This is a genomic window from Curtobacterium sp. Curtsp22, from assembly GCF_059492135.1.
Genome location: NZ_CP168519.1, coordinates 759,333 through 785,394 on the forward strand (window position 1 = coordinate 759,333; position 26,062 = coordinate 785,394).

Annotated in this window: 24 protein-coding genes; 4 read left to right on the forward strand and 20 right to left on the reverse strand. The window is 71.4% G+C overall.

Features of this window, described 5'->3' with window-relative positions:
* Positions 1 to 7 precede the first annotated feature (7 nt).
* The 11 genes from gmk to ACEN8D_RS03680 form a co-directional block, all read right to left on the reverse strand.
* On the reverse strand, positions 8 to 922 hold the full coding sequence (gene gmk / locus ACEN8D_RS03630; protein WP_070416248.1) for a guanylate kinase: 915 nt from the start codon (positions 920 to 922) through the stop codon (positions 8 to 10).
* Entirely contained in the window at positions 919 to 1,803 is an 885-nt protein-coding gene (gene pyrF, locus ACEN8D_RS03635) for an orotidine-5'-phosphate decarboxylase (RefSeq protein ID WP_309886986.1), read from the reverse strand. Before pyrF ends, gmk begins: the two co-directional genes overlap by 4 nt.
* Positions 1,800 to 5,078, reverse strand: a complete 3,279-nt coding sequence (carB, locus tag ACEN8D_RS03640) for a carbamoyl-phosphate synthase large subunit (protein WP_413398422.1) — start codon at positions 5,076 to 5,078, stop codon at positions 1,800 to 1,802. The genes pyrF and carB overlap by 4 nt, the downstream gene beginning before the upstream one ends.
* Positions 5,078 to 6,277: a glutamine-hydrolyzing carbamoyl-phosphate synthase small subunit gene (carA, locus tag ACEN8D_RS03645; protein ID WP_413398421.1), complete on the reverse strand. Its 1,200-nt coding sequence runs from the start codon at positions 6,275 to 6,277 to the stop codon at positions 5,078 to 5,080. Before carA ends, carB begins: the two co-directional genes overlap by 1 nt.
* Entirely contained in the window at positions 6,277 to 6,819 is a 543-nt protein-coding gene (locus ACEN8D_RS03650; RefSeq protein WP_413398420.1) for a PH-like domain-containing protein, read from the reverse strand. The genes carA and ACEN8D_RS03650 overlap by 1 nt, the downstream gene beginning before the upstream one ends.
* Complete coding sequence (locus ACEN8D_RS03655) at positions 6,816 to 8,174, reverse strand: dihydroorotase (RefSeq protein WP_413398419.1); 1,359 nt, start codon at positions 8,172 to 8,174, stop codon at positions 6,816 to 6,818. The genes ACEN8D_RS03650 and ACEN8D_RS03655 overlap by 4 nt, the downstream gene beginning before the upstream one ends.
* Complete coding sequence (locus tag ACEN8D_RS03660) at positions 8,171 to 9,142, reverse strand: aspartate carbamoyltransferase catalytic subunit (RefSeq protein ID WP_309779673.1); 972 nt, start codon at positions 9,140 to 9,142, stop codon at positions 8,171 to 8,173. Before ACEN8D_RS03660 ends, ACEN8D_RS03655 begins: the two co-directional genes overlap by 4 nt.
* Positions 9,139 to 9,783, reverse strand: coding sequence for a bifunctional pyr operon transcriptional regulator/uracil phosphoribosyltransferase PyrR (gene pyrR, locus ACEN8D_RS03665; protein WP_309886990.1), 645 nt, complete (start codon positions 9,781 to 9,783; stop codon positions 9,139 to 9,141). Before pyrR ends, ACEN8D_RS03660 begins: the two co-directional genes overlap by 4 nt.
* A 24-nt stretch (positions 9,784 to 9,807) precedes the next feature.
* The gene (gene nusB, locus ACEN8D_RS03670) at positions 9,808 to 10,284 is read right to left on the reverse strand and encodes a transcription antitermination factor NusB (RefSeq protein ID WP_309779675.1); all 477 of its coding nucleotides are present in this window, start codon (positions 10,282 to 10,284) and stop codon (positions 9,808 to 9,810) included.
* Positions 10,285 to 10,295: 11 nt separating this feature from the next.
* The gene (gene efp, locus ACEN8D_RS03675) at positions 10,296 to 10,859 is read right to left on the reverse strand and encodes an elongation factor P (RefSeq protein ID WP_022906721.1); all 564 of its coding nucleotides are present in this window, start codon (positions 10,857 to 10,859) and stop codon (positions 10,296 to 10,298) included.
* A 138-nt stretch (positions 10,860 to 10,997) separates the two neighbouring features.
* Positions 10,998 to 12,689, reverse strand: coding sequence for an ABC1 kinase family protein (locus ACEN8D_RS03680; RefSeq protein ID WP_413398417.1), 1,692 nt, complete (start codon positions 12,687 to 12,689; stop codon positions 10,998 to 11,000).
* Positions 12,690 to 12,811: 122 nt separating this feature from the next.
* On the opposite strand from ACEN8D_RS03680, the gene ACEN8D_RS03685 reads away from it, so the two are divergent.
* Together ACEN8D_RS03685 and ACEN8D_RS03690 are read left to right on the forward strand one after the other, a co-directional pair.
* Positions 12,812 to 13,111: a hypothetical protein gene (locus ACEN8D_RS03685; RefSeq protein ID WP_413398416.1), complete on the forward strand. Its 300-nt coding sequence runs from the start codon at positions 12,812 to 12,814 to the stop codon at positions 13,109 to 13,111.
* A complete protein-coding gene (locus ACEN8D_RS03690) occupies positions 13,111 to 13,305 on the forward strand; it encodes a hypothetical protein (protein WP_071303732.1) in 195 nt (64 codons plus the stop codon). Before ACEN8D_RS03685 ends, ACEN8D_RS03690 begins: the two co-directional genes overlap by 1 nt.
* Position 13,306: 1 nt before the next feature.
* Here ACEN8D_RS03690 and aroB read toward each other — a convergent pair whose 3' ends face one another.
* The 9 genes from aroB to ACEN8D_RS03735 form a co-directional block, all read right to left on the reverse strand.
* Complete coding sequence (gene aroB / locus ACEN8D_RS03695; protein ID WP_413398415.1) at positions 13,307 to 14,413, reverse strand: 3-dehydroquinate synthase; 1,107 nt, start codon at positions 14,411 to 14,413, stop codon at positions 13,307 to 13,309.
* Positions 14,410 to 14,997, reverse strand: a complete 588-nt coding sequence (locus ACEN8D_RS03700; protein WP_309779678.1) for a shikimate kinase — start codon at positions 14,995 to 14,997, stop codon at positions 14,410 to 14,412. The genes aroB and ACEN8D_RS03700 overlap by 4 nt, the downstream gene beginning before the upstream one ends.
* Entirely contained in the window at positions 14,994 to 16,214 is a 1,221-nt protein-coding gene (gene aroC, locus ACEN8D_RS03705) for a chorismate synthase (RefSeq protein ID WP_070419062.1), read from the reverse strand. Before aroC ends, ACEN8D_RS03700 begins: the two co-directional genes overlap by 4 nt.
* A 45-nt stretch (positions 16,215 to 16,259) precedes the next feature.
* Positions 16,260 to 17,906: an endolytic transglycosylase MltG gene (gene mltG / locus ACEN8D_RS03710; RefSeq protein WP_495601156.1), complete on the reverse strand. Its 1,647-nt coding sequence runs from the start codon at positions 17,904 to 17,906 to the stop codon at positions 16,260 to 16,262.
* A 101-nt stretch (positions 17,907 to 18,007) separates the two neighbouring features.
* The gene (gene ruvX / locus ACEN8D_RS03715) at positions 18,008 to 18,460 is read right to left on the reverse strand and encodes a Holliday junction resolvase RuvX (protein ID WP_092386988.1); all 453 of its coding nucleotides are present in this window, start codon (positions 18,458 to 18,460) and stop codon (positions 18,008 to 18,010) included.
* Positions 18,460 to 21,117, reverse strand: a complete 2,658-nt coding sequence (gene alaS, locus ACEN8D_RS03720; protein ID WP_413399447.1) for an alanine--tRNA ligase — start codon at positions 21,115 to 21,117, stop codon at positions 18,460 to 18,462. Before alaS ends, ruvX begins: the two co-directional genes overlap by 1 nt.
* Before the next feature lie 44 nt (positions 21,118 to 21,161).
* Positions 21,162 to 21,344, reverse strand: a complete 183-nt coding sequence (locus ACEN8D_RS03725; protein ID WP_070416260.1) for a hypothetical protein — start codon at positions 21,342 to 21,344, stop codon at positions 21,162 to 21,164.
* Between the two features lie 130 nt (positions 21,345 to 21,474).
* A complete protein-coding gene (gene rpsD / locus ACEN8D_RS03730) occupies positions 21,475 to 22,104 on the reverse strand; it encodes a 30S ribosomal protein S4 (RefSeq protein ID WP_058726527.1) in 630 nt (209 codons plus the stop codon).
* Positions 22,105 to 22,345: 241 nt separating this feature from the next.
* A complete protein-coding gene (locus tag ACEN8D_RS03735; RefSeq protein WP_031261054.1) occupies positions 22,346 to 23,722 on the reverse strand; it encodes a replication-associated recombination protein A in 1,377 nt (458 codons plus the stop codon).
* 128 nt (positions 23,723 to 23,850) lie between these two features.
* On the opposite strand from ACEN8D_RS03735, the gene ACEN8D_RS03740 reads away from it, so the two are divergent.
* Positions 23,851 to 24,666, forward strand: coding sequence for a peptidylprolyl isomerase (locus ACEN8D_RS03740; RefSeq protein ID WP_309779682.1), 816 nt, complete (start codon positions 23,851 to 23,853; stop codon positions 24,664 to 24,666).
* A 113-nt stretch (positions 24,667 to 24,779) separates the two neighbouring features.
* The gene (locus ACEN8D_RS03745) at positions 24,780 to 26,012 is read left to right on the forward strand and encodes a DUF349 domain-containing protein (RefSeq protein WP_309779683.1); all 1,233 of its coding nucleotides are present in this window, start codon (positions 24,780 to 24,782) and stop codon (positions 26,010 to 26,012) included.
* Positions 26,013 to 26,062: the final 50 nt, after the last annotated feature.

Below are 26,062 nucleotides of genomic sequence, written 5' to 3' on the forward strand. Positions count from 1 at the left end.
CGCCCGGTCAGGGCGCAGTGAACAAGTCTACGACCTCACGCGCCGCGGTGCCGACATCGGAGTTCACGATGCGCACGTCGAACTCGTCCTGGGCGGCGAGTTCGACCTTGGCGGTGTCGAGCCGGCGTGCCTGTTCCTCGGCCGATTCGGTGCCCCGGCCGATCAGCCGACGCACGAGTTCCTCCCACGACGGGGGCAGCAGGAACACGAGCACCGCGTCGGGCATGGCGTCCCGGACCTGGCGTGCGCCCTGCAGGTCGATCTCGAGCATCACCTTGTCGCCGGCGTCGAGCGCGCGGTCGATCGGCGGCCGGGGCGTGCCGTACCGGTACGAGTTGTGGACGGTGGCCCACTCGAGGAGTTCGCGGTCGCGGATCATCCGGTCGAACTCGGCGTCGTCCACGAAGTAGTAGTGCACGCCGTCGACCTCGCCCGGACGGGGCTTGCGGGTCGTCGCCGAGACGCTGAGGTTGACGTCCGGGTACTGCTCGCGGATGTACGCGCTGACCGTGCCCTTGCCGACCGCGGTGGGGCCGGCGAGGACGACGAGCTTCGACGACCCGCGCTTGCGACCGCGGGCCGCGAGCCAGTCGGCGAGCTCCGACCGCTGCCGGGTGCCGAGGCCGCCGAGGCGCTTCGACGGCGCGATCCGCAGCTCGCCCATGATCGACTCCGCCCGTGCCGGTCCGATGCCGGGCAGGCTCGTGAGCAGGTCGCGCACCCGCAGGGACTTCTCGGCCGGTGCGTCGGCGTCCGACCAGGCGGTGCGGGCGACCTCGAGTGCGGAGCGCTCCCCCGACGCGACGGCGGCCTTCACCGCGGCCCGGGCACGACGGGCGGCCACCGCAGCGGCAGCCGCGGCGACCCGGTCGACCTCGGGTGGGTTCCGGTGTGCGGGCAGGCCGTCGCGGTCCGTCGTCATGCGGCGGCCCCCAGCGCGGCGCGGATCCGGTCCGCACGGTCGGTCACGAGGGCTGCGACGCCGTCGGGACCGTCGGTGAGCAGGCCGCGCGACTCGCTGACGAGCACCTGCTCGGCGCGGGCGCCGTACAGCGCGCGGAGGTCCTCGATGCGGGCGCCCTGGGCACCGAAGCCCGGGGCGAGGATCGGCGAGGTGCCGATGGTGTCCGCGTCGATGCCGAAGTCGTCGAGGTCGAGGGTCGCGCCGAGCACGAGCCCGACGTCGCCGAGGGGCTGGTCGCCGCCTCTCCGGTTGTCGTCTGCCACGTCCAAGACGATACCGGCAGCGACGCTCCGCCCCGAACGAGGTCCCTCGGCGAGCACCGCGGTCTGCAGCACGCGCGCCTCGGGGTTGCTCGTGGCGGCGAGCACGAAGACCCCGGCCCCGTTCCGGCGCGCCACGTCGACCGTTCCCGCGAGGGAGCCGTAGCCGAGGTACGGCGACACCGTCATGGCGTCGGCGGCGAACGGACCGTCGCGGTCCAGCCACGCGAGCGCGTAGTCGTCCCCCGTCGACCCGATGTCGCCGCGCTTGACGTCGGCGACGACCAGGAGGCCCGCATCGCGTGCCCGACGGATCGTCGCGTCGAGCGCACGGTAGCCCGCCACCCCCGCGGCCTCGAAGAAGGCGATCTGCGGCTTGACGACCGCGGCGCGGCCGGCGGCCGCGTCGACCAGGGCCGCGCCGAACGCGGTCAGGCCCTGCTCGTCGCGGCCGAGCCCCCACGCCGCCAGGGTGGCGGCGTGGGGGTCGATGCCGACGCAGAGGGCGGAACGCGACCCGATGGCGGACGCGAGCCGGACGCCGAAGGAGGCCGCGCCTCCCGTGCCCGGGTCGCTCACCAGGTGGCGCGCTCGAGCGCGTAGTCCTGCAGGCTCCGCACGCTGTGCGGCGACCCGATCGTCTCGATCGCCGCGACCGCGGCCCCGAGCTGCGCGATGGTCGTGAACAGCGGCTTGTCCGCCGCGACCGTCGCCGCACGGATCTCGTACCCGTCCGCACGACCGGCGGCACCCGACGGCGTGTTGATGACGATGTCGACCTCGTTCCGGGCCAGCAGGTCGACGACGCTCTCGCCGCCCTCGCTGTACTTGCCGACGAGCGTGACCTCGATGCCGTTGCGGCGCAGGATCTCCGCCGTGCCCTCGGTCGCCGTGATCGTGAAGCCGAGCTGCTGCAGCCGGTGCACCGGGAGCACGATGGCGCGCTTGTCGGTGTCGGCGACGCTCACGAACACGGTGCCGCTCGTCGGCAGCCCGCCGTACGCGGCTTCCTGCGACTTGAGGAAGGCCCGCGGGAAGTCGCGGTCGATGCCCATGACCTCGCCGGTGGAGCGCATCTCCGGGCTGAGCACCGAGTCGACGACCTGGCCGTCGTGGGTGCGGAACCGGCGGAAGGGCAGCACGGCCTCCTTCACGGCGATCGGGGACTGGATCGGCACGAACGCGCCGTCACGGGCGGGCAGGAGCCCCTCGTCGACGAGTGTGTCGATCGTCGTGCCGGTCATGATCCGCGACGCCGCCTTGGCCAGCGGGATGCCGAGCGCCTTCGAGACGAACGGGACCGTGCGGCTGGCGCGCGGGTTCGCCTCGAGGACGTAGAGCACGCCCGCGCCGATGGCGAACTGCACGTTGAGCAGGCCCTGGACGCCGATGCCGCGCGCGATCTTCTCGGTCGCGTCCACGACGCCCTGGATCTCGGCACGGCCGAGGCCGACCGGCGGCAGGGTGCAGGCCGAGTCGCCGGAGTGGATGCCGGCCTCTTCGAGGTGCTCCATGATCCCGCCGATGTAGAGCCGCTCGCCGTCGAAGAGCGCGTCCACGTCGATCTCCACCGCGTCGTCGAGGAAGCGGTCGACCAGCAGCGGGAGTTCCGGGCCGATGATCGCCTGGTCGGCCATCCGGTCGAAGTAGTCCGCGAGCGACGGGGAGTCGTACAGGATCTCCATGCCGCGACCGCCGAGCACGAAGGACGGGCGGACGAGGACGGGGTACCCGATCTCCTCGGCCACCGCGGTCGCGCTGGCGAGGTCGTGGGCGGTGCCGTTCCGCGGTGCGAGCAGGCCGGCGGCGTCGAGGATGGCGGAGAACTGGCCGCGTTCCTCGGCGGAGTCGATCGCGCTCGGGCTGGTGCCGAGGATCGGGATGCCCGCCGCCTCGAGCGGCTTCGCGAGCCCGAGGGCCGTCTGGCCGCCGAGCTGCACGACCACGCCGACGAGCTCGCCGGAGGCCGCCTCGGCCTCGATGACCTCGAGGACGTCCTCGGTGGTCAGCGGCTCGAAGTACAGGCGGTCCGAGGTGTCGTAGTCGGTCGAGACCGTCTCCGGGTTGCAGTTGATCATGATCGTCTCGAACCCGGCGGCGCTCAGCGCGAAGGACGCGTGGACGCAGGAGTAGTCGAACTCGACGCCCTGCCCGATGCGGTTCGGACCGGAGCCGAGGATGACGACCTTCTTGCGGTCGCTCGGGGCGACCTCGGTCTCGGCGTCGTACGACGAGTAGTGGTACGGCGTGAGGGCCGGGAACTCACCGGCGCAGGTGTCGACGGTCTTGAACACCGGGCGGATGCCCTCGGCGTGACGGGCGTCACGGGCCTGCTGCTCGGTGATCCCACGCAGGCTGCCGATCTGCGCGTCGCTGAAGCCGTGCTCCTTCGCCCAGCGGAGGGTGTCGGCGTCGAGGGTCTCGGCGTTCTTGATCTCCAGAGCGACTTCGTTGATCAACACGATCTGGTCGATGAACCACGGGTCGATCTTCGTGGCCTCGAAGACCTCGTCGGCGGTGGCGCCCGCGACGAGCGCCTGCTGCACGGTGACGATGCGACCGTCGGTCGGGATCGCCGACTTCTGCAGCAGCGCGTCCTTGTCGAGCTCGGCCGCCGGGGTGTCCCAGTGGAACGACGAGCCGCGCTTCTCGAGCGAGCGGAGCGACTTCTGCAGCGCCGTCGCGTAGTTGCGGCCGATCGCCATCGCCTCGCCGACGCTCTTCATCGTCGTGGTGAGCGTGGCGTCCGCCGCGGGGAACTTCTCGAACGCGAACCGCGGGGTCTTCACGACCACGTAGTCGAGCGTCGGCTCGAAGCTGGCCGGGGTGACGCGGGTGATGTCGTTCTCGATCTCGTCGAGGCGGTACCCGATCGCGAGCTTCGCGGCGATCTTCGCGATCGGGAAGCCCGTCGCCTTCGACGCGAGCGCCGAGGAGCGGGAGACGCGCGGGTTCATCTCGATGACGATGACGCGGCCGTTCGACGGGTCGACGGCGAACTGGATGTTGCAGCCGCCGGTGTCGACGCCGACGCGACGGATGATGTCGATGCCGATGTCGCGCATGTTCTGGTACTCGCGGTCGGTCAGCGTCAGCGCGGGAGCGACGGTGATCGAGTCGCCGGTGTGGACGCCCACGGGGTCGACGTTCTCGATCGAGCAGATCACGACGGTGTTGTCGTAGTTGTCGCGCATCAGCTCGAGCTCGTACTCCTTCCAGCCGAGGATCGACTCCTCGAGCAGGACCTCGGTCGTCGGGCTGGACTGCAGCCCGTCGCCGACGAAGCGGACGAGTTCTTCCTCGTTGTAGGCGAAGCCGGAGCCGAGGCCGCCCATGGTGAAGGACGGACGGACGACGAGCGGGTAGCCGAGGTCCTGCGCGTACTCCTTCGCCTCTTCCAAGGTGTGCGCGATGTGGCTGCGCGCGACGTCGGCACCGGACTCGAGGACGAGCTCCTTGAAGAGCTGGCGGTCCTCACCGCGCTGGATGGCGTCGACCTTCGCGCCGATCAGCTCGACGCCGTACTTGTCGAGGATGCCCTCGGCGTCGAGCTTGATCGCGGCGTTCAGGGCGGTCTGGCCGCCGAGGGTCGGCAGCACGGCGTCCGGCTGCTCGATCTTGATGATCTCCTCGAGCGACGCGCTCGTGATCGGCTCGATGTAGGTCGCGTCGGCGAAGTCCGGGTCGGTCATGATCGTCGCCGGGTTCGGGTTGACGAGGATCACCCGGACGCCCTCGGCACGGAGGACGCGGCACGCCTGGGTGCCGGAGTAGTCGAACTCGGCGGCCTGCCCGATGACGATCGGGCCGGAGCCGATGACGAGGACGGAGTTGATGTCTGCGCGCTTCGGCATCAGTTGGCTTCCTTGGTGATGTCTGCTGCGGGGGTCGTGGCGTCGGCGGTCGCCGCGTCGAGCGGCTCCCCGTCGCGACGCTCGCGCACCAGGTCCGCGAACCGGTCGAAGAGGTACATGGAGTCGTGCGGGCCGGCCGCCGCCTCGGGGTGGTACTGCACGCTGAACGCGGGCACGTCGAGCGCGCGGAGGCCCTCGACCACCTGGTCGTTCAGGGAGTAGTGCGAGACCTCGACGCGACCGAAGCCGGCCGGTGACTCGACGACCTCGCCGAGGGGCGCGTCGACCGCGAAGCCGTGGTTCTGGCTCGTGATCTCGACCTTGCCGGTCACGGTGTCGAGCACCGGCTGGTTGATGCCGCGGTGCCCGAACGGGAGCTTGTAGGTGCCGAACCCGAGGGCCCGTCCGAGCAGCTGGTTGCCGAAGCAGATGCCGAAGAACGGGCGCCCGGTCTTCAGGCTGCCCTGGAGCAGCTCGACCTGAGCGTCCGACGCGGCAGGGTCGCCGGGGCCGTTCGAGTAGAAGAGCGCGTCCGGCGCGAGGTCTTCGAGCTCGTCGGCGGTGATGTCCTGCGGCACGACGTGCACCTCGAAGCCGCGCTCGGCGAGGTACCGCGTGGTCGAGGCCTTCACGCCCAGGTCGAGCACGGCCAGCTTGCCGATCTGCTCGCCGACCGCGGGGACCACGTAGGTCTCGGGCGTCGACACGATCGACGAGAAGCTCGCGCCCGCCATCGTGGCGTGCGCGCGGACCGCGTCGAGCTGCTCCGACTCGGACAGGGCGGCGTCGGCGCCGCTGAACACGCCGCCCTTCATGGCGCCTGCGTCGCGGATCCGGCGCGTGAGCGCCCGGGTGTCGATCCCGGAGATGCCGACGATGCCGTCGCGCACGAGGTGGTCGTCGAGCGACGCGTTCGCGCGGTGGTTCGACACGACGCGGCTGGGGTCGCGCACGACGTAGCCGGCGACCCAGATGCGACGGGACTCGGGGTCCTCGTCGTTCACACCCGTGTTGCCGATGTGCGGCGCGGTCTGCACCACGATCTGTCCGGCGTAGGAGGGGTCGGTGAGCGTCTCCTGATACCCGGTCATGCCGGTCGCGAAGACCACCTCGCCGAGCGTGCGCCCGCGGGCGCCGTAGGCCCAGCCGTCGTACCGGGTGCCGTCCTCGAGGACCAGTACGGCCCGTTCGCGTGTCATCAGTTCGTCCCTTCGCCCGCGGTGTGCGGGTGTTCGTGCTTCGTCGACAGTCCCTGCAGGGCGGCCAGTGCTGCGCCGTCGCCCTCCGGGAACCGGAAGTAGGTGTCGAGGTCCGACGCACCTGCGGCGCCGGTCGCCGTCCATCGCAGACGGACCAGTCCCCCGGGCTCGACCACGCGGTCGATGGCCCACGTTGCGCGGTCGGCGCCGCGGACGGCGGAGGCTTCGATCCAGCGGTCCGGGGTGCCGGCGTGGTGGAGCACCACGCCGGCGTCGTGGACGGTCACGCCGCCGCGGCCCCGGAAGCCGAGTCCGCCAGCGGTGATCCGCTCGAGCGGTTGGTCGGCGCGGGTCGTCGCGACGGTGAAGCCGTCCCAGGACCCGGCCGCCGGTCCGACGTCGGTCGGCACCGGGACGGGAGGCACGGATTCCGCCTGCTTCCTCGCCCGCGTCCGCCAGGTGCGTGCCATGGCGACGAACAGCGCGACGACGAGGGCGAGGATGATCCCGCCTTCGAGCCAGCGCAGCGCGTCACCGCTCATGCCGTCGCCTCCGTCCGCGCGGCGCGCGCGTGTCCGGCGACCGTCTCCGCGTCGACGAGCTCCCCCGCCAGGAGCGTCGGGTACCCGTGGTGGAAGGTCGCGACGACCCGGCCCGGGAGCCGCATGCCGAGGTATGGCGAGTTCTGCGACTGCCCGGCGAGGTCGGCGACGGAGAACTCGCGGACGGCCGTCGGGTCGTACAGGGTGATCTCGGCCGGTGCGCCCTCGGCGATCCGCTGCCCGTGCCCCTCGACCTGGCCGATGCGCGCGGGCGCCTCGGACAGGACGCGCGCGACGTCGGCCCAGTCGAGCCGGCCGTCGTCGACCACGGCGGCCTGCACGACGCTCAGCGCGGACTCGAGGCCGACCATGCCGTTCGCCGCCGCGGGCCACTCGCAGCACTTCGCCTCGGCGGTGTGCGGCGCGTGGTCGGTCGCGACGATGTCGATCGTGCCGTCGGCCAGGGCGGCCCGGAGCGCGTCGACGTCCTCGCGGGAGCGCAGCGGCGGGTTGACCTTGTACCGGGCGTCGTAGCCGGGTGCGCCGTCGTGCCCGGCGATGAGGACCTCGGTCAGCACCAGGTGGTGCGGCGTGACCTCGGCGGTGACGTCGATGCCGCGGGACTTGGCCCAGCGGATCACCTCGACGCTGCCGGCGGTCGAGACGTGGCACACGTGCAGCCGCGCCCCGACGTGGTCGGCGAGCAGGACGTCGCGGGCGATGATCGCCTCTTCCGCGACCGCCGGCCAACCGGCGAGCCCGAGCTCCGACGACAGCCGGCCCTCGTTCATCTGGGCACCGATGGTCAGCCTCGGCTCCTGCGCGTGCTGCGCGAGCACGCCGCCGAAGCCCTTGATGTACTCGAGCGCCCGGCGCATGAGGAGCGGGTCGGACACGCACGAGCCGTCGTCCGAGAAGACCCGGACCTTCGCCCGGCTCGTCGCCATCGCGCCGATCTCGGACAGGTGGGTGCCCTGGAGTCCCTGGGAGACCGCACCGATCGGGCGCACCGTGACGTACCCGGCGTCGTCGCCGAGCGCCTGCACCTGCTCGACCACCCCGGCGGTGTCCGCCACGGGCGACGAGTTCGCCATCGCGTTGACGGCGGTGAAGCCGCCGGCGGCCGCGGCACGCGAGCCGGTGAGGACCGTCTCCGACTCCTCGAAGCCGGGCTCGCGCAGGTGGGTGTGGAGGTCCACGAGACCGGGCAGGGCGATCAGACCGTCCGCATCGACGACCGTGGCGCCGGCCGCGTCGATACCGGACCCGACCGCGGTGATGCGCCGCGCCTCCAGGCGGACGTCGGCACGCGTGCCGTCGACCAGCTGCGCGCCGCGGATGAGGTGGGCGGTCATGCGACGGTCTCCTTCGTTGCTGCGGTCGCTTCGGCCCCGGTCAGGGCCAGGTAGAGCACGGCCATCCGGACCGACACGCCGTTCTCGACCTGCTCGACGACCGTCGAGCGGGGGTCGTCGGCGGCGACGCCGGCGATCTCGAGCCCGCGGTTCATCGGGCCCGGGTGCATGATCAGCGTGCGCTCGTCGAGCCGGGCGAACCGGCTCGCCGTGAGGCCCCAGTGCCGGGTGTACTCGCGCGGGTTCGGGAAGAACGCGTCGTTCATCCGCTCCTGCTGGATGCGCAGGGTCATCACGACGTCCGGGTCCTCGGCGAGGGCGACGTCGAGATCGTGGTGCACCGCGGCGCCGAACGGCGTGCTCGCGACGGGGAGCAGGGTCGGCGGCGCGGCGAACGTGACGCTCGCGCCGAGGGTCTGCAGGAGCCAGGCGTTGCTCCGGGCGACCCGGCTGTGCAGCACGTCGCCGACGATGAGGACCCGGACGCCGTCGAGGCCCTGGCCCCGACTGCCGGCACCGTGCAGGCGCCGACGCATCGTGAACGCGTCGAGCAGGGCCTGCGTGGGGTGCTCGTGCGTGCCGTCGCCGGCGTTGACGACCGGGACGTCGATCCAGTCGGCGTCGGCGAGGACCCGCGGCGCACCGGACGCGCCGTGGCGCATCACGATGCCGTCGATGCCCATCGCGCCGAGGGTCTGCACGGTGTCCTTGAGGGACTCGCCCTTGGAGACGCTCGAGCCCTTCGCCGCGAAGTTGAGGACGTCGGCGGAGAGGCGCTTGGCGGCCGCCTCGAACGAGATCCGGGTGCGCGTGGAGTCCTCGAAGAAGAGGTTCACGACGGTCTTGCCGCGGAGCGCGGGGAGCTTGCGGACCTCGCGCGTGTTGACCTCGGCCATCTCCTCGGCGACGTCGAGGATGTGGATCGCCTCGGCGCGGGAGAGGTCGGCGGTGGAGAGGAGGTGCTTCACGCTGCACCCCCGTCGCCCTGCTCGATGACGACCTCGTCGGTGCCGTCGGTCTCGGTCAGCCGGAGCGTCACCCGCTCGTCGGAGGCCGTCGGCAGGTTCTTGCCGACGTGGTCCGCGCGGATCGGGAGCTCGCGGTGGCCCCGGTCGACGAGCACGGCGAGCCGGACCGCCCGCGGGCGACCGATGCCCTGGAGCGCGTCGAGCGCCGCTCGGACCGTGCGACCGGAGTACAGGACGTCGTCGACGAGGACCACGACCTTGCCGTCGATGCCGCTCGCCGGGATGGTCGTCCGGTGCGGCGCGCGACCGATGCCGTGGCCGAGGTCGTCGCGGTGCATCGTGACGTCGAGCGTGCCGACGCGGTGCGACCTGCCGGCGTCCGCGCCGGTCGCTGCCGGTTCGCTCGTCCGCTCGGGCTCGCTGTCCGCCCACTCGGGCTCGATGTCCGCCAGGATGCGGTCGAGCCGCTCGGCCAGGACGGCACCCCGTGTCGGGATGCCCAGGAGCACGAGGTCCGAGGCACCGTGGTTGGCCTCGAGGATCTCGTGCGCGATGCGTGTCAGAGCACGCGTGATGTCGGAGTGCTGCAGGACCGTTCTGGTGCCCACGCCGACCTCCTTCCCCGCCTCACCGGACGGCATTAAAGGATGCTGACGTGGTCAACCCTACCGGGACTCCTGGTCCTCTGCGACCGTCCGACCGGACGGTGCACCGCTCGCCTTCTCGCCCGGCGCGCGGCCGCCGGCGACGGCCCCGAGCACTCCGTTGACGAACCCGGCGGACTCCTCCGTCGAGAGCGACTGGGCCAGCTCGACCGCCTCGGCGATCGCGACCGCGTCGGGGACCTCGGGGTTGAACCGGAGCTCCCAGACGCCCATGCGCAGGATGCAGCGGTCGAGCACCGGCATGCGGGCGATCGACCACCCCTGGGCGTGCTCGACGATCACGGCGTCGATCTCGTGGCGCGCGTCGTCGACACCCGTGACGATCTGGCGGGCGTAGTCCCAGCTGGAGGCACGCTCCGGCTGGTCGAGGTGCCGGACGGTCTCGGTCGCGAGGACGTCCGCGATCGGGAGCTCACGCACCTCGGCCACGTACAGCATGTCGAGGGCGCGCTTGCGGGCCTTCGAACGAGCACTCATACGGGCGTCGCCTAGGAGTTGACGCGGCCGAGGAAGCTGCCGTCGCGCGTGTCGATCTTCACCGTGGTGCCGCTCTCGAGGTACAGCGGAACCTGGATGCGGTGGCCGGTCGCGATGATCGTCGCGTCCTTCGTGCCACCGGACGAGCGGTCGCCCTGCAGGCCGGGCTCGGTCTCGACCTCGGTGACGATCGACGTCGGGAGCTCGACGTAGAGCGGGTTGCCCTCGTTCATCGCGATGGTGACCATCGCGGACTCGAGCAGGTAGTTCTTCGCGTCGCCGACGACCGTCGCCGAGACCGGGATCTGGTCGTAGGTGTCGGTGTCCATGAACACGTAGGAGTCGCCGTCCTCGTAGAGGAACTGGTAGTCACGGCGGTCGACCGTCGCGGTGTCGATCTTCGCGCCCGCGTTGAAGGTGCGGTCGACGACCTTGCCCGACACGACGTTCTTCAGCTTGGTGCGGACGAACGCGCCGCCCTTGCCCGGCTTGACGTGCTGGAACTCGACGACCGACCAGAGCTGCCCGTCGATGATGAGAACGGCGCCGTTCTTGATGTCAGTGGTACTGGCCATGAGTCTTCGATGTCCCGTTCGATCGTGTTGTGAAGGTCTGCGGACCGCGCTGGGTCCCGGACGAGTGTAGCGGACGGGTCGTGGCGTCCCCGCGCACTGCGCCTGCGCCTGCGCCTGCGCCTGCGCCTGCGCCTGCGGTCACTCTCGTCGTCGCGCGCGGATCGCGTCGACCGCCGCCCAGGCGAGCAGCACCACCGCCGCTCCCCCGAGCAGCGCTCCGGCCACCCCGGTCGAGATGACCGCGGTCGGCCGCGCCGGCAGCGCGAGGTACACGATCGACAGGATGCCGGCCCCGGCGCCGAGCAGCACGAGCAGCACCCGCCGGACCACCCCGTTCAGCGTCCGTCGGTCCCGCCGGTCCGCGAACAGCCGGATGTTGACCGACAGCTTGCCGGTCTCGATCGCCTCGCCGATGCGGTCCACCCGGCGCGGCAGCCGGCGTGCGGCCTTCACCGCGCCGAACAGCTCGCGCACCGCCACGTCCCGGAGCTTGCCCGGTCGCAGCTGGTCGCGGATCTGTTCGGAGGCGAGTCCTCGTGACTCCTCGAGCAGGTCGAACGAGGGGGCGAGCGTGCGCAGTGTCCCCTCGAAGATCGCCAGGGCGCGCGCGGCGGCGACGAAGTCCGGCGGCGCCTTCAGCCGGTACCGGCCGAACACCGCGACGGCGTCGTCCACCGTCTCGACGCCGATCCGGGCACCCGGACCGAGCTCGTCCGCGACGAAGCGCGCGATGTCCCGGCGGAAGTCGGGTTCGTCCTGGGCGTCCCGGACCGGTGCCATCCGGAGCACCGCGTCGGCGATCCGCGACGTGTCGTCCTGGATGTACGCGGCGAGCAGCTCCTGCACGATGTCCCGGAGACCGGGGTCGAGCCTGCCCACCGAGCCGAAGTCGATGAGCGCCGGCCGGCCGTCGGGCAGCAGCAGGACGTTCCCGGGGTGGAGGTCACCGTGGTACACGCCGTCGAACACCACCTGCCGGAGGAACGCCCGGAGGATCGACCGCATCGGCTGGTCGAGGTCGCGGTCGCTCCGCTCGGCCCGGATCGCGCTGAGGGTGTCCCCCTCGAGGAACTCCATCACGAGCACGCGCCGACCGGAGAGCTCCGGGTACGGGTCCGGGAAGCGCACCTCGTCGGGGCGGGCGCTCCGGCGCTGGGCAGCCCGCAGTGCCTCGAGGTTCCGGAGCTCCGAGCTGAAGTCGACCTGCCGCACGAGGTCGTCGGCGTACTGCTGGGCCACGTCCTGCACGCCGACCTGACGGGCCTCGACCGACCAGCGCGCCATGAACCGCACGACGCGGAGGGCGATGTCGACGTCGCGCCGCACGGCCTGGTCGATGCCGGGCCGCTGCACCTTGACGGCGACGCTCGTGCCGTCGGCGAGGCGGGCGCGGTGGACCTGTGCGATCGACGCCGCGGCCACCGGGACCGGGTCGAAGGCCGCGAAGACCTCGTCCACGGGGGCGCCGAGTTCGCGTTCGAGCAGCGCTGCGACCTCGTCCGCGGGTGCCGGGGACACGTTCCGCTGCAGGTGCGCGAGCCCCTCGGTCCACTCCTCGGGGAGCAGGTCGTCGCGGGTGGAGAGGAGCTGTCCCATCTTCACGAACCCACCGCCGGCCTCCTCGAGCGCACGGCGGAGGTGCTCGGCCTGGCTGCGGCGGAGGTCCGCGGTCGCCGGGTCGTGCGAGAAGTCCAGGCGCCGGAACGGGACGAGGCCGTGCCGGCGTGCGATCGACAGCAGCTCGGTGAACCGGCGGGCACGGGACCGGACGGTCCCGGGGTCGGTCGCGTCCGGTGTGGACAGGTCGCTCAGGCGTGGCGGGGTGGGCACGGTTCCAGTCTGCTCCCCCGCCCTGCGTGGTCGGTTCCTCCACAGCCTGGAGGCGCGGCTCGCCGTCCCCAGGTCGGCCGACGCCCGTCCTGCGGCCGCCTCCACTGCGTCACGCTGCAGTCATGGAGACAGCACTCGTCACGGCGCTCATCGCCGCTGCCGCAGCGATCGTGGCCGCCGTCGTCAGCTGGTTCGGCGCGTTCCAGAACCGTCGGACGGCCGATCGCGACCACGCCTGGCGACGGCTCACCTGGGCGATGCGTCGCGCCGAGACGCAATCTGAGTACGACATTTCGAGAACTGTGCTCGAGCGGTTGATGAACGTACCGTGGGCGCCGAAGCCCGACAGGAACCTCGCTCGACGGGCGCTTCGGCGGCACCGGTTCGAGCGAATCCGCGACCGAGAACAGGACGCCGACTGATGCCGCTCTTCCGCCCGCTGCCCGACGCACCGCGATTCAAGATGGACGGCACCGACGAGGACGACGCGATCCTCGATGCCTGGGTGGACGGTGCCTCCCTCGCCGAGTGGTACGAGGTGGAACGGACCGGCATCGTCACCGTGTCGATGCGGGTGAAGTGGTGGTGGCGACGGACCCGCCGCGTCCTCCGCTGAGCTAGACCCCGACCTCCTGGTAGGCGGTGAAGAGGAGGTGGTCCTCGGGCCCCTCGAGCGTGACCGGCTTGCCGACACCGTCGAGGATGATGAACCGGAGCATGCCGGCGCGGGCCTTCTTGTCACGACGCATCGTGGCGAGGAGCCCCTCCCAGCGGCCGATGCCGTAGGTCGTCGGCAGCTCGAGCGACTCGAGGATCGCGCGGTGCCGGTCCACCGTGGCGTCGTCGAGGTGTCCGGTGAGGCGCGCGAGCTCGGCGGCGAAGACCATCCCGACCGCGACGGCCGCTCCGTGTCGCCACTGGTACCGCTCGGCGTGCTCGATGGCGTGCCCGAGGGTGTGCCCGTAGTTCAGGATCTCGCGGCGGCCCTGCTCGGTGAAGTCGTCCGAGACGACCTGCGCCTTGAGTTCGATCGCGAGCTCGACGACGCGACGGAACTCCGGCGTGGTCGGGTCGGTGACGCGGTCGACGTCGGCCTCGATGATGTCGAGGATCTCCGGGACGGCGATGAAGCCGGCCTTCACGATCTCGGCGAAGCCCGTGAGGATCTCGTTGCGCGGCAGCGTGGCGACGAGGTCGATGTCGGCGACGACCGCGCGGGGCGGGTAGAAGGCGCCGACGAGGTTCTTGCCCTCGTTGGTGTTGATGCCGGTCTTGCCGCCGACGCTCGCGTCCACCATGCCGAGCACGCTCGTGGGGATCGCGACGTACGGCACCCCGCGCAGCCAGGTCGCCGCGACGAACCCGGCGAGGTCGGTCACGGCACCGCCGCCGAGGCCGATGACGGCGTCGGTGCGGGTGAAGTCGGACTGCCCCATGATCTGCCAGCAGAACGCGGCGACCTCGACGCGCTTGGCGCCCTCGACATCCGGGACCTCGGCGATGAGGGCCTCGAGGCCGGCGTCGACGAGCAGGTCGCGCAGCGCGTTCGCCCGGGCGCCGAGCGTCGGGGCGTGCACGATGAGGACCTTGGCGACGCGAGGTCCGAGGAGCGCCGGCACCGACCCGAGCAGGCCGTTGCCGACGGCCACGACGTAGCCGTCCGCGCCGCCGACGCGGATCTCGGTGGTGCCCTCGGGGAGGACGGACTGGGTCGGGTCGGTCACGCTGTTCCTTCGCTCGTGGGTGCACCGGTGCTGGCCGGAGGGGTCTCGTCGCGCAGCCACGCGACGACGTCGTCGACGACGTGCGACATCGGCCGGCGCGAGGTGTCGAACACCGCGTGCGCGAGCTCGGCGTAGGTCGCCGCTCGCGCGTCCATGATCGTCTGCCACGCGTCGATGCCGCCGTTCGCCAGGAGCGGCCGGTCACTGCCGGCGATCCGGTCGGCGACGGCCTCGGGCGAGACGGTCAGCAGGACGATGCGCGCCCCGGCCATGGCCTCGCGCGTGGCGACGTGGGTGACGGCGCCGCCACCGACGGCGATGACGCCCCCGGTCGACAGCGCTGCCCGGACGGCTGCGGCCTCGAGTTCACGGAAGGCGGCCTCGCCACGGTCCGCGAAGATCCCGGGGATCGGACCGTGCTCGCGGACGATCACCCGGTCGGTGTCGGTGAACGGGACGCCGAGCGCCTTCGCCACGCGCTTGCCGACGCTGGACTTGCCGGCGCCCATCGGCCCGATGATGACCACCGGGGCTGCGGGACCGGCCGACGGCGACGCCGCCGCCGGCTCGGGTGCGTGCGTCACCAGGCCGTGGAGTGCTCGGCGGCCTCGGTGCTGCGGGTGCGCAGCGTCTCCGGGATCGACGCGAGGTACGCGTCGAGGTTCCGCTTCGTCTCGACGACGTTGTCGCCACCGAACTTCTCGAGCACGGCGTCGGCGAGGACGAGCGCGACCATGGCCTCGGCCACGACACCGGCGGCCGGGACGGCGCAGACGTCGGAGCGCTGGTGGTGCGCCGAGGCGTCCTCACCCGTGGCGACGTCGATGGTGTGCAGCGCGTGCGGGACGGTCGCGATCGGCTTCATGCCGGCGCGGACGCGCAGCACGGTGCCCGTGGACATGCCACCCTCGGTGCCGCCGGCGCGGTCGGACGTGCGGTAGATCTCGCCGTCTTCGCGGAAGAGCTCGTCGTGCGCCTCGGACCCACGGCGGGCAGCGGTCGCGAAGCCGTCGCCGACCTCGACGCCCTTGATCGCCTGGATGCCCATGATCGCGGCGGCGAGACGGGCGTCGAGCCGGCGGTCCCACTGCACGTGCGATCCGAGTCCGGGCGGGACGCCGTAGAACAGCACCTCGACGACGCCGCCGAGGGTGTCGCCGTCCTTCTTCGCGGCTTCGACCTCGGTCACCATGCGAGCGGAGGTCTCGGCGTCGAAGCACCGCAGCTGGTCGTCGTCGAGGCGGTCGACGTCGTCCGGCAGGGGCAGCGCGGTGCCGTCGGGGACGCGGACGGTGCCGACCTGCAGCGTGTGCGCGACCGATCGGATGCCGAGCTCGGCCAGGAAGGACTTCGCGACGGCGCCGAGCGCGACCCGGGCCGCGGTCTCGCGCGCGCTCGCGCGTTCGAGGATCGGGCGGGCCTCGTCGAATCCGTACTTCTGCATGCCGACGAGGTCGGCGTGGCCCGGACGCGGGCGGGTGAGCGGGGCGCTCCGCCCACGGGAGAGGTCGGTCTGCTCGACGGGCTCGGGGTTCATGACCTCGACCCACTTCGGCCACTCGGTGTTGCCGATGCGGATCGCGATCGGGCTGCCGAGCGAGTAGCCGTGCCGGACGCCGCCGGAGACGTGCAGTTCGTCCTGCTCGAACTTCATGCGGGAGCCGCGGCCGTAGCCGAGCTTGCGTCGCGCGAGATCGGTACGGATGGACTCGAACGACACCGGGACACCCGCGGGCAGGCCCTCGAGCATCGCGATCAGTTCGGGTCCGTGGGACTCACCAGCAGTCAACCAACGAAGCATGGTGTCCATCTTCCCACAGCCCGGGCCCCGTGCGACGCCGCTCGACTACTGGTAATCGGGGTGTGCCCGGAGCCACGCCTGGAACTGGTCGACGGCGACGAGGTGCTGCGCGTACGTGTCGGAGAACACCGTCTCGCCGGTCTCGAGGTTCACCGTCACGAAGTACAGCCACTTCCCCTGCGCCATGTTCGTGACGGCCTTGATCGCGATGTCGCCGGGGTTCGAGATCGGTGCCGGCGGCAGGCCGTCGTGCACGTAGGTGTTGTACTTGTTCGACGCGTCCTTGCGCTCGGCGTCGGTCGTCGTCACCCGGTGGGTGTTGCCGGTGCCGTAGGCGACCGTCGCGTCGGACTGCAGCGGCATGTCGATGTCGAGCCGGTTCTGGAACACCCGCGCGACCTTCGGGTAGTCGGCCGCGAGGCCCGCTTCCTTCTGGACGAGCGAGGCGAAGATGATCACGCGCTCCTGGTCGGCCTCGGCCACACCGGCGGCGGAGAGGTGCTCCTTCATCGTGTCGACCATCGACTTGAAGTACTCCGTCGCGCTCCACCCCGGGTTGATCGGGTAGGTCGCCGGGAACAGCCAGCCCTCGAGCGTGGTCGTGTTCGCCGGCAGGTCGTACGCGGAGAGGTCCTTCGCCGCAGCGGAGACCTCGGCGGCGGAGAGCCCCGCCTTCGAGACCATGCCGGCCTCGATGTCCTTGAGCGCCGTGCCCTCGGGGATCACGATCGAGGCCTGGACGCGGTTGTCCTTGTCCTGCAGCGCCGCGAGGGCCGCCTTCGAGCTCATCTTCTTCTTGAGCGCGTACGACCCCGGCTGGAACTGGACGTCCGGCGAGGCGAGCAGGAGCTTGTAGAAGACCTTCGAGTCCTTCACGACACCGCTGCGCTGCAGGGTCGCGGCGACGTTCTCGCCGATGTCGCCCTGCTTGATGGTGATCGTCACCTTGCTGGTGCCGTCGCCGGAGTAGTCGTCGGGCTCCTGGGAACCGCTGATGGCGGCGACGAGCTGCTGGACCTTGGGGGCCGCGAAGGAGTACGCGGACACCCCGACCGCGAGGACCACCGCGACGATGACGATGCCCGCGATGAGCGGGCCGCGACGACGCTTCGGACGCGGCTCACGCGGGCCGCGTGGCGACCTGGAGGCGCGCCCACGTCCACCGCGACCGCCGCGTCCACCGTCTCCCGCGCCTCCGGGGCCGTCGCCGGGCTGGTCGGGACCACCCGCGCCGGCACCCGCGCCGGCGGCCGTGGCCGCATCGGCGTCACCGCCGCGTGCCCCGGCACGCGCGTCGTCGTCGACGTGGAGTTCGCCGGTGAGGAGCGCGTGCACGTCCGGGTGCAGTTCGTCGGGTGACGACGCCACCGGGGCGTCGGCCGCAGCGGCGCGACGGTCGACGTCGGCTCGGCCGAGGTCGGGACGGTCGGTGCTCGACCCGGCCGCGTCGGTGCTGGCCGGGCTCGCGTCCGCGTGGCCCGCGTCGGCGCGCGCCCGCGCGGCTTCGGCGGCGCGTGCTTCGCGTCGGGACATCGGTCGACCGGTCGCGTCCGGGGCGCCGTTCCGCGCACCGGTGGTCTCGCCCGCGTCACCGCGTGCGTCGGGGGTCTCCGCACGGTCGGAAGTCGTCTTCCGCCGCTCGGCGTCGTTGCCGGGCGCGATGATCGCGTTCCAGTCCAGGTCGTCTGCCAACGGTCCTCGGGTCTCTCGGTCGGGAACTCCGCCTGGGCTCGGGGTGCTGGGCGACGGTGTGGGCAGCCGCGTTCAGGCGAGCACTGCGGTGGTCCGCAGTTTCAGGGGAGCGTGGCCCCGGGTGGGGCACTGGCCGCACGCTCGTGGTCGAGCGCGTGTTGCAGAATGATAACAGCGGCCGCTTGGTCGATCACGGCGCGGGACTTCTTCGTGTTCTTGCCGGCCTGGTGCAGGCCGCGCTGGGCCGTCACGGTCGAGAGTCGTTCGTCGACCAGACGCACCGGACGGTGTTCCGCCAGGCGTCCGGCGAACTCCCGAGCGTCCGCCGTGGACGGGGTGTCCCCGCCCGACATCGAGAGCGGCAGCCCGACGACGATCTCGAGGACGTCGTACTCCTCCGCGATCTCGAGGATCCGCCGGACGTCCGTGGCGTCGTGCCGGGCGACGGTCTCGACGGGCGTCGCGAGGAGCCCATCGCGATCGCACACGGCGACCCCGATCCGGGCGCGGCCGACGTCGACGCCGAGCCGGCGCCCGGAACGGATCGCCACGATCAGGCCGCGAGCCGGTCGGTGACCGCGCGGAGGGCTGCCGGGAGCGCGGACGCGTCGGTGCCACCGCCCTGCGCGAGGTCCGGCTTGCCGCCGCCACCACCACCGAGGACGCCGGCGGCTTCCTTCGCGAGCGGTCCTGCCTGCACACCGGCGGCGCGGGCGGCGTCGTTCGTCGCGACGATGACCACCGGCTTGTCGTTGATGACCGCGCCGAGGACCACCACCGCGGCACCGTCGCCGAGCTGGCTGCGGACACCGGTCGCGAGCGCGCGGAGGTCGTCACCGGACTGGAGTCCCTGGACGGACTCGGCCACGACGGTCGTCGCGCCCACCGTCGTCGCCTGGCGTGCGATCGCCGGGACGCGCTGCTGGAGGTTCGCGGACTCGAACTCGGCGACGCGCTTCTGCGCCGTCCGGAGGTCCTCCATCAGGGACTGCACGCGGGTCGGCAGGTCCTCTCGGGGGGCCTTGAGCGCGCTCGACAGCTGGGACACGATGGTGCGCTCGACGGCGAGGTCGCGGAAGCCCTCGAGCCCGACGAGCGCCTCGACGCGGCGGTTGGTCGAACCGACGCTCGACTCCCCCACGAGGTTGACGAGCCCGACCTGGGCGCTGGACGCCACGTGCGTGCCACCGCAGAGTTCACGGGACCACGGGCCGCCGATGTCGACCATGCGGACCTCGGAGCCGTACTTCTCGCCGAACAGCGCCTGCGCGCCGAGCGACTTGGCCTCGTCGAGCGGGAGCACGCGCGTCGAGACCTCGAGGTCGGAGCGGATCGCGGTGTTCACGACCTCCTCGATCTCGGAACGGGTCTCGAGCGAGACCGGCTGCGACCACGAGAAGTCGAGCCGCATGTAGCCCGACTTGTTGTACGAGCCGGCCTGGAGCGCCTCCGGGCCGAGGATGTCGCGCAGTGCGGCGTTCACGAGGTGCGTCGCGGAGTGCGCCTGGGTCGCACCGCGGCGGTACTCGGCGTCGACCACGGTCGTCGCCGGCGCACCGACACCGACCTCGCCCGAGCGCACCTGGACCGTGTGGCTCCACAGACCGGCGACGGGACGCTGGACGTCGAGCACCTCGAGGTCGAAGCCGTTGCCGACGATCGAGCCCTGGTCGGCGTCCTGACCACCGGACTCGGCGTAGAGGGAGGTCTCACCGAGGATGACCTCGGCGATGTCGCCCGCGACCGCACGGTCGACGCTCACGCCGTCCACGATGATGCCGAGGATGTTCGTCTCGGCCTCGAGCGCGTCGTAGCCGAGGAAGACGGTCTCGCCCCTCGCCCGGAACGCGCTGTAGACGCTGAGGTCGGCGAGTGCTGTCTTCTTGCTCTTGGCGTCCGCCTTCGCCCGCGCCCGCTGCTCGGACATCAGGGTCTCGAACGCGGACCGGTCGACCTGGACGCCGGCTTCCTCGGCCATCTCCATCGTGAGGTCGATCGGGAAGCCGAAGGTGTCGTGCAGGAGGAACGCCGTGTCCCCGCCGATCGCGGGCGCGCCGTCCTGCTTCGCACGCTCGACCGCGACGTCGAGGATCGTCGTGCCCTGCGCGAGCGTGCGGAGGAAGGTCTCCTCTTCCGCGTAGGCGATGCGCGCGATGCGGTCGTAGTCGCTGCCGACCTCGGGGTAGGCGTCGCGCATGGCGTCGCGGGACGCGGGGAAGAGCCGGGGGAAGGTCGCACCCTCGACGCCGAGCAGGCGCATCGCGCGCACGGTGCGGCGGAGCAGGCGGCGGAGGATGTAGCCGCGGCCCTCGTTCGACGGGGAGACGCCGTCGGCGATGAGCATGAGCGCCGACCGGACGTGGTCCGCGATGACGCGCATGCGGACGTCGTCCTCGTGCACGGCGCCGTACCGACGACCGGAGATCGCCGCCGCCTCGTCGAGGACCGGGCGCACCTGGTCGATCTCGTACATGTTGTCGACGCCCTGCTTGATGAAGGCGACGCGCTCGAGCCCCATGCCGGTGTCGATGTTCTTGTTCGGCAGCTCGCCCGTGATCTCGAAGTCGTACTTCGAACGGACGTCGGCGATCTGGTACTGCATGAACACCAGGTTCCAGATCTCGACGTAGCGGTCGTCGTCGGTCGCCGGACCGCCGTCGATGCCGTACTCCGGACCGCGGTCGAAGAAGATCTCGGAGCAGGGGCCCGCCGGCCCGGGCTGCCCGGTCGACCAGTAGTTGGTGTCCTTGCCGAGCCGCTGGATCCGCTCGTCGGGGAGCGAGGAGTGCTGCTTCCAGAAGGCGATCGCCTCGTCGTCGTCCTCGTACACGGTGACCCAGAGGTCGTCGGGCGAGAAGCCGAGCCCACCGTCCGGCTCGGGCGTCGTCAGGAACTGCCAGGCGTACTCGATCGCCTGCTCCTTGAAGTAGTCGCCGAACGAGAAGTTGCCGTTCATCTGGAAGAACGTGCCGTGCCGCGGGGTCTTGCCGACCTCTTCGATGTCGTTCGTGCGGATGCACTTCTGGACGCTCGTGGCGCGGGGGTACGGCGCGGGGACGAGTCCGGTCAGGTACGGGATGAACGGCACCATGCCGGCGACCGTGAACAGGAGCGATGGGTCGTCCGAGACGAGCGAGGCGGACGGGACGACGGTGTGGCCGCGGTCACCGAAGAACTGGAGCCAACGGCGGCGGATCTCTGCGGTCTGCATGGTGCTTCCTGGTTTCAGGTCGTGTGCGTGGGAGGGGTCGTCGGTCAGACGTCGGTGCGGAGCTCGGCCTCGCGAGAGCGGTAGCCCTCGGCGACGGCACCACGGAAGGCTTCCGCGCGAGCGTTCACGTCGGCGAAGAACCGCGCGCCACCGGGGGTGTTCGCGACCTTGTGCGCGACGGCGAACCCGATGACGACGCCGACGGCGACGAAGAACAGCTGCTTCACGGTGCCTCTCCCTCTCGTGCACGCGAGCGGTGCGTGCCCATACGATCTTACCGACGACACCGGCCACCGACGCCGAACGGCGGGCCGCCCTCGTGAGAGGACGACCCGCCGTTCGGGTGTGATCAGTGGATCAGCGAGCTGCGTAGTACTCGACGACGAGCTGCACTTCACAGGTCACGGGGACCTCGGCGCGCTTCGGGCGACGGACCAGGCGGGCCTGGAGCTTGTCGATCTCGACCTCGAGGTAGCCCGGGACCTTCGGCAGGACTTCCTGGTGCCCACCGGCGGCGGCGACCTGGAAGGGCTCGAGGGACTCGGAGCGCTGCTTCACGTGGATGAGCTGCCCCTCCTTCACGCGGAAGGACGGACGGTCGACGAGCTTGCCGTCGACCAGGATGTGACGGTGCACGATCAGCTGACGCGCCTGCGCGGTGGTGCGGGCGAAGCCGGCACGGAGCACGAGGGCGTCGAGGCGCTGCTCGAGGAGCTCGACCAGGTTCTCACCGGTCAGGCCCTTCGTCTTGCGGGCCTCTTCGAAGACGATGCGGAGCTGCTTCTCGCGGATGCCGTACTGGGCGCGCAGACGCTGCTTCTCACGGAGGCGGACGGCGTAGTCGCTGTCCGCACGACGGCGGGTGCGGCCGTGCTCACCGGGGCCGTAGGGGCGCTTCTCGAGGTAACGGGCCGCCTTCGGCGTCAGCGGGATGCCGAGCGCGCGCGAGAGGCGGGTCTTGCTGCGGGTACGTGACTTGGTAGACACAGGGTCCTTTTCTCTGTCTGAACTGAATGACTCGAGGGGATCCGTCCGACCGTGGGCAACGAGACACACGGAAGGGATCGGTCCCGACGACGGGATCCAGAGGGATGAGCCTGTGGGATCGGACGGCTACAGTCCGAACCTCTGCCCCCGTACCACCGGAGTGGCACTCTGTCCTCGACGCAGCCGTGCTCGAGGACCAGGACGTAGGCCCGGCAATGCTAGCAGGAACTCGGGGCGGCCACTACTCGCCGCGGGTGATCTTCCGGAGTCGCTCGAGTCGGGGCCCGACCTCGCGCTCGAAGCCGTTCGCCGTCGGGGTGTAGTACTCGGTGCCCTCGAGCGCGTCGGGCAGGTACTGCTGCTCGGCGACACCGTGCTCGGCGTCGTGCGAGTAGACGTAGCCCTTGCCGTGGCCGAGCCGCTTCGCGCCGGGGTAGTGCGCATCGCGGAGGTGCATCGGCACGACCCCGAGCCGCCCGGCCTTGACGTCGGCGATCGCGGCGTTCACCCCGTTGTAGGCGGCGTTCGACTTCGGTGCGGTCGCCAGGTAGACGACCGCCTCGGCCAGGGGGATCCGACCCTCGGGCATGCCGATGAGCTGGACGGCCTGTGCGGCCGCGACGGCGATGGGCAGGGCCTGCGGATCGGCCATGCCGATGTCCTCGGACGCCGAGATGATGATGCGACGGGCGATGAACCGCGGGTCCTCGCCCGCCTCGATCATGCGCGCCAGGTAGTGGAGTGCGGCGTCGACGTCGCTCCCCCGGACCGACTTGATGAACGCGCTGATGACGTCGTAGTGCTCGTCGCCCTGGCGGTCGTAGCGGAGCAGTGCCCGATCGACCGCTGCGGCGACGGTGTCGGCGTCGACGACCGGGACCGTGTCGACGCCGTCGAGGGTCCCGTCCGCGTCGTCGTCGGCCTGCGCCGCGACGGCCGAGGACGCCGCGGCCTCGAGCGCGGTGAGTGCCCGACGGGCGTCGCCGGAGGACAGCCGCACGATGGCGCTGCGGGCCTCGTCGCCGAGGACGACCGATCCGCCGAGACCCCGCGGGTCCTCGACCGCGCGGTCGACGAGCATGCCGAGGTCCTCGTCGGTGAGGGGCTTGAGCGTGAGCAGCAGGGAGCGGGACAGCAGCGGCGAGATGACCGAGAACGACGGGTTCTCGGTCGTCGCCGCGATGAGGATGACCCAACCGTTCTCGACGCCGGGCAGCAGGGCGTCCTGCTGGGCCTTGCTGAAGCGGTGGATCTCGTCGAGGAAGAGGACCGTGGTCGATCCGTAGAGGTCGCGGTGCGTGAGCGCCTTCTCCATGACCTCGCGCACGTCCTTCACGCCGGCGGTCACGGCCGACAGCTCGACGAACTCGCGACCGGACTGCCGCGCGATCGCCTGCGCCAGCGTCGTCTTGCCGGTGCCGGGCGGTCCCCAGAGGATCACCGAGACGCCGCCGGGGTTCTCGCGCGTGCCCGTCGCGAGTTGCACGAGGGGACTGCCGCGGCCGAGCAGGTGCTGCTGGCCGGCGACCTCGTCGAGGCTGGTCGGCCGCATCCGCACCGCGAGCGGGACGGACCCCTGCGCCAGCCCGGCGCGACCGCCGGTGGTGGGCGCACGCATGCCCGAACGGTCCGCTGCCATGTGACCAATCGTAGGCCGACCCACCGACAGGGGCGTGCCTCCAGGCCTCCGACAGGGCCGTTTACAGTACGCTCGTCGCACACTCGACGAGAGGTACGACCAGCACCGTGGCACCGAAGAACCAGGCGCGTGACAACCGGGAGGCGCGCGAGCGCCTCCGCCTCTACACGGCACGGCAGGGCCTGCACGAACGGCAGCGGCGCCGCCGGGTGCGGGACAACGTCGTCGGCGCCGGTGTCCTCGTCCTCGTCGCGGCGTTGGCGACCGGTTCGCAGCTCGCCTTCGCCGGGTCGCAGGGTGGCGGGGCGGACGCGAGCGCGAGTGCCTCCGCGACCGCGACACCGACCCCGTCCGCGAGTGCCACCGCCGCGAACACGGGCGACGTCCCGAGCAAGTCCATCGCGAAGGACTCCACCTGGACCGGATCGCTCACCCTGAACAAGGACGTGAAGCTCGGCATCGAGCTGGACGGCGAGAAGGCACCCCAGGCCGCGAGCGTCGAGATCAAGCTCATCCAGGAGCAGTTCTACAACGGCACCACCTGCCACCGACTCGCCGACAGCACCGGGTTCGAGTTCCTGCAGTGCGGCTCCGCGAACGGCGACGGCACGGGTGACGCCGGGTTCCAGTACGGTCCGCTCGAGAACGTCCCGAGCGACGGCAAGTACACCAAGGGCACCATCGCGATCGCCCGCAGTTCGTCGGCGTACTCGCAGACGACTCAGTTCTTCATCGTCTACGGCGACACCACGTTGGACGGCTCCACCGGCGGCTACACCGTCGTCGGGAAGGTCACCAGCGGCCTCGACGAACTCGAGTCGAAGATCACGTCGAAGGGCATCTCCTCCCCCGGCAGCGACGGCACCGGCGAGCCGAAGGTGGCGACGAAGATCACCGGCGCGACGATCGAGCAGGAGAAGTAGTCCACAGGCGCGCCGACCCGGCGGGTCGCAGATGCTCTCCGTGCAATAGGCTGACGACCTGACCGTGCCGACGGCGACGTCGGTGATGCACGACCACGATCGAGGCGAGACCTGTGGGACCTGACGAAGCAACGACCTGGGGGCGGGTCGACGAGACCGGGACGGTGTACGTCCGGTACGAGGACACCGAGAAAGCCGTCGGTGAGTACCCGGACGCGACACCCGACGAAGCCCTCGCCTACTTCGCGCGGAAGTACGCCGACCTCGAGGGGCAGGTGAAGATCGCCGAGCAGCGTGTCCAGCGTGGTGCCTCGGCGAACGACGTCGCCCGCACGGTGGAGCACCTGCAGGCCCTCGTGGCCGAGGCCCGGGTCGTCGGCGACCTCAAGTCGCTCGAGACCCGCGTCGCCGCCTTGACCGAGCAGCTCGGCTCCCTGACGAAGGAGCAGGCCGAGCAGGCACAGCAGGCCCTCGCGGACGCCCTGGCGCACCGCACCGCCCTGGTGGAAGAAGCCGAGGCCCTCGCCGCGGTCGACCCGGCACGGGCGCAGTGGAAGCAGATCACCGCGCAGCTCGACGACGTCTTCGCGCGGTGGCAGCAGCACCAGCACGACGGCCCCCGCATCCCCAAGAACGAGGCGAACGAGCTCTGGAAGCGTTTCCGCGCGGCCCGCTCGACCGTCGACCAGCACCGTCGCGCGTTCTACTCCGAGCTCGACGCCCAGCACCGTGACGCCCGCAACCGCAAGCAGGAGCTCGTCCAGCAGGCCGAGGCGCTCGCTCCCCGCGGGTCCGACGCGATCCCGGCGTACCGCGAACTGCTCGACGACTGGAAGGGCGCGGGGCGGGCCGGCAAGCGGCACGACGACGCACTCTGGGCACGCTTCAAGGCCGCGGGTGACGTGCTGTTCGAGCAGCGCCACGCCGAAGCCGCCGCCGAGAACGTCGAGTACTCGGCGAACCTCGAAGCGAAGCAGGCCCTCCTGACCGAGGCCGAGCCGCTCCTGAAGGTCACCGACCGGGCTGCCGCACGCAAGACCCTGACGGGCATCCAGCGTCGGTGGGACGAGATCGGCAAGGTCCCCCGCGGTGACGTCCGGCGCATCGAGGACCGTCTGCGCGCGGTCGAGGACCACGTGCGCAGCCTCGAGGACGAGCACTGGAAGGCGTCCGACCCGGAGCGCAAGGCCCGTCAGACCGGTCTCGCGAGCCAGCTCGAGGACGCGATCGGCAAGCTCGAAGCGGAGCTCGCCGATGCCCAGGCCTCGGGCGACGCCCGCAAGATCAAGGATGCGCAGGAAGCGCTCGACGCCCGCAAGATCTGGCTCGACGCCCTCGGCGGCTGATCCGCCCCGTACGACGAAGCCCCCGCGACCGTTCGGTCGCGGGGGCTTCG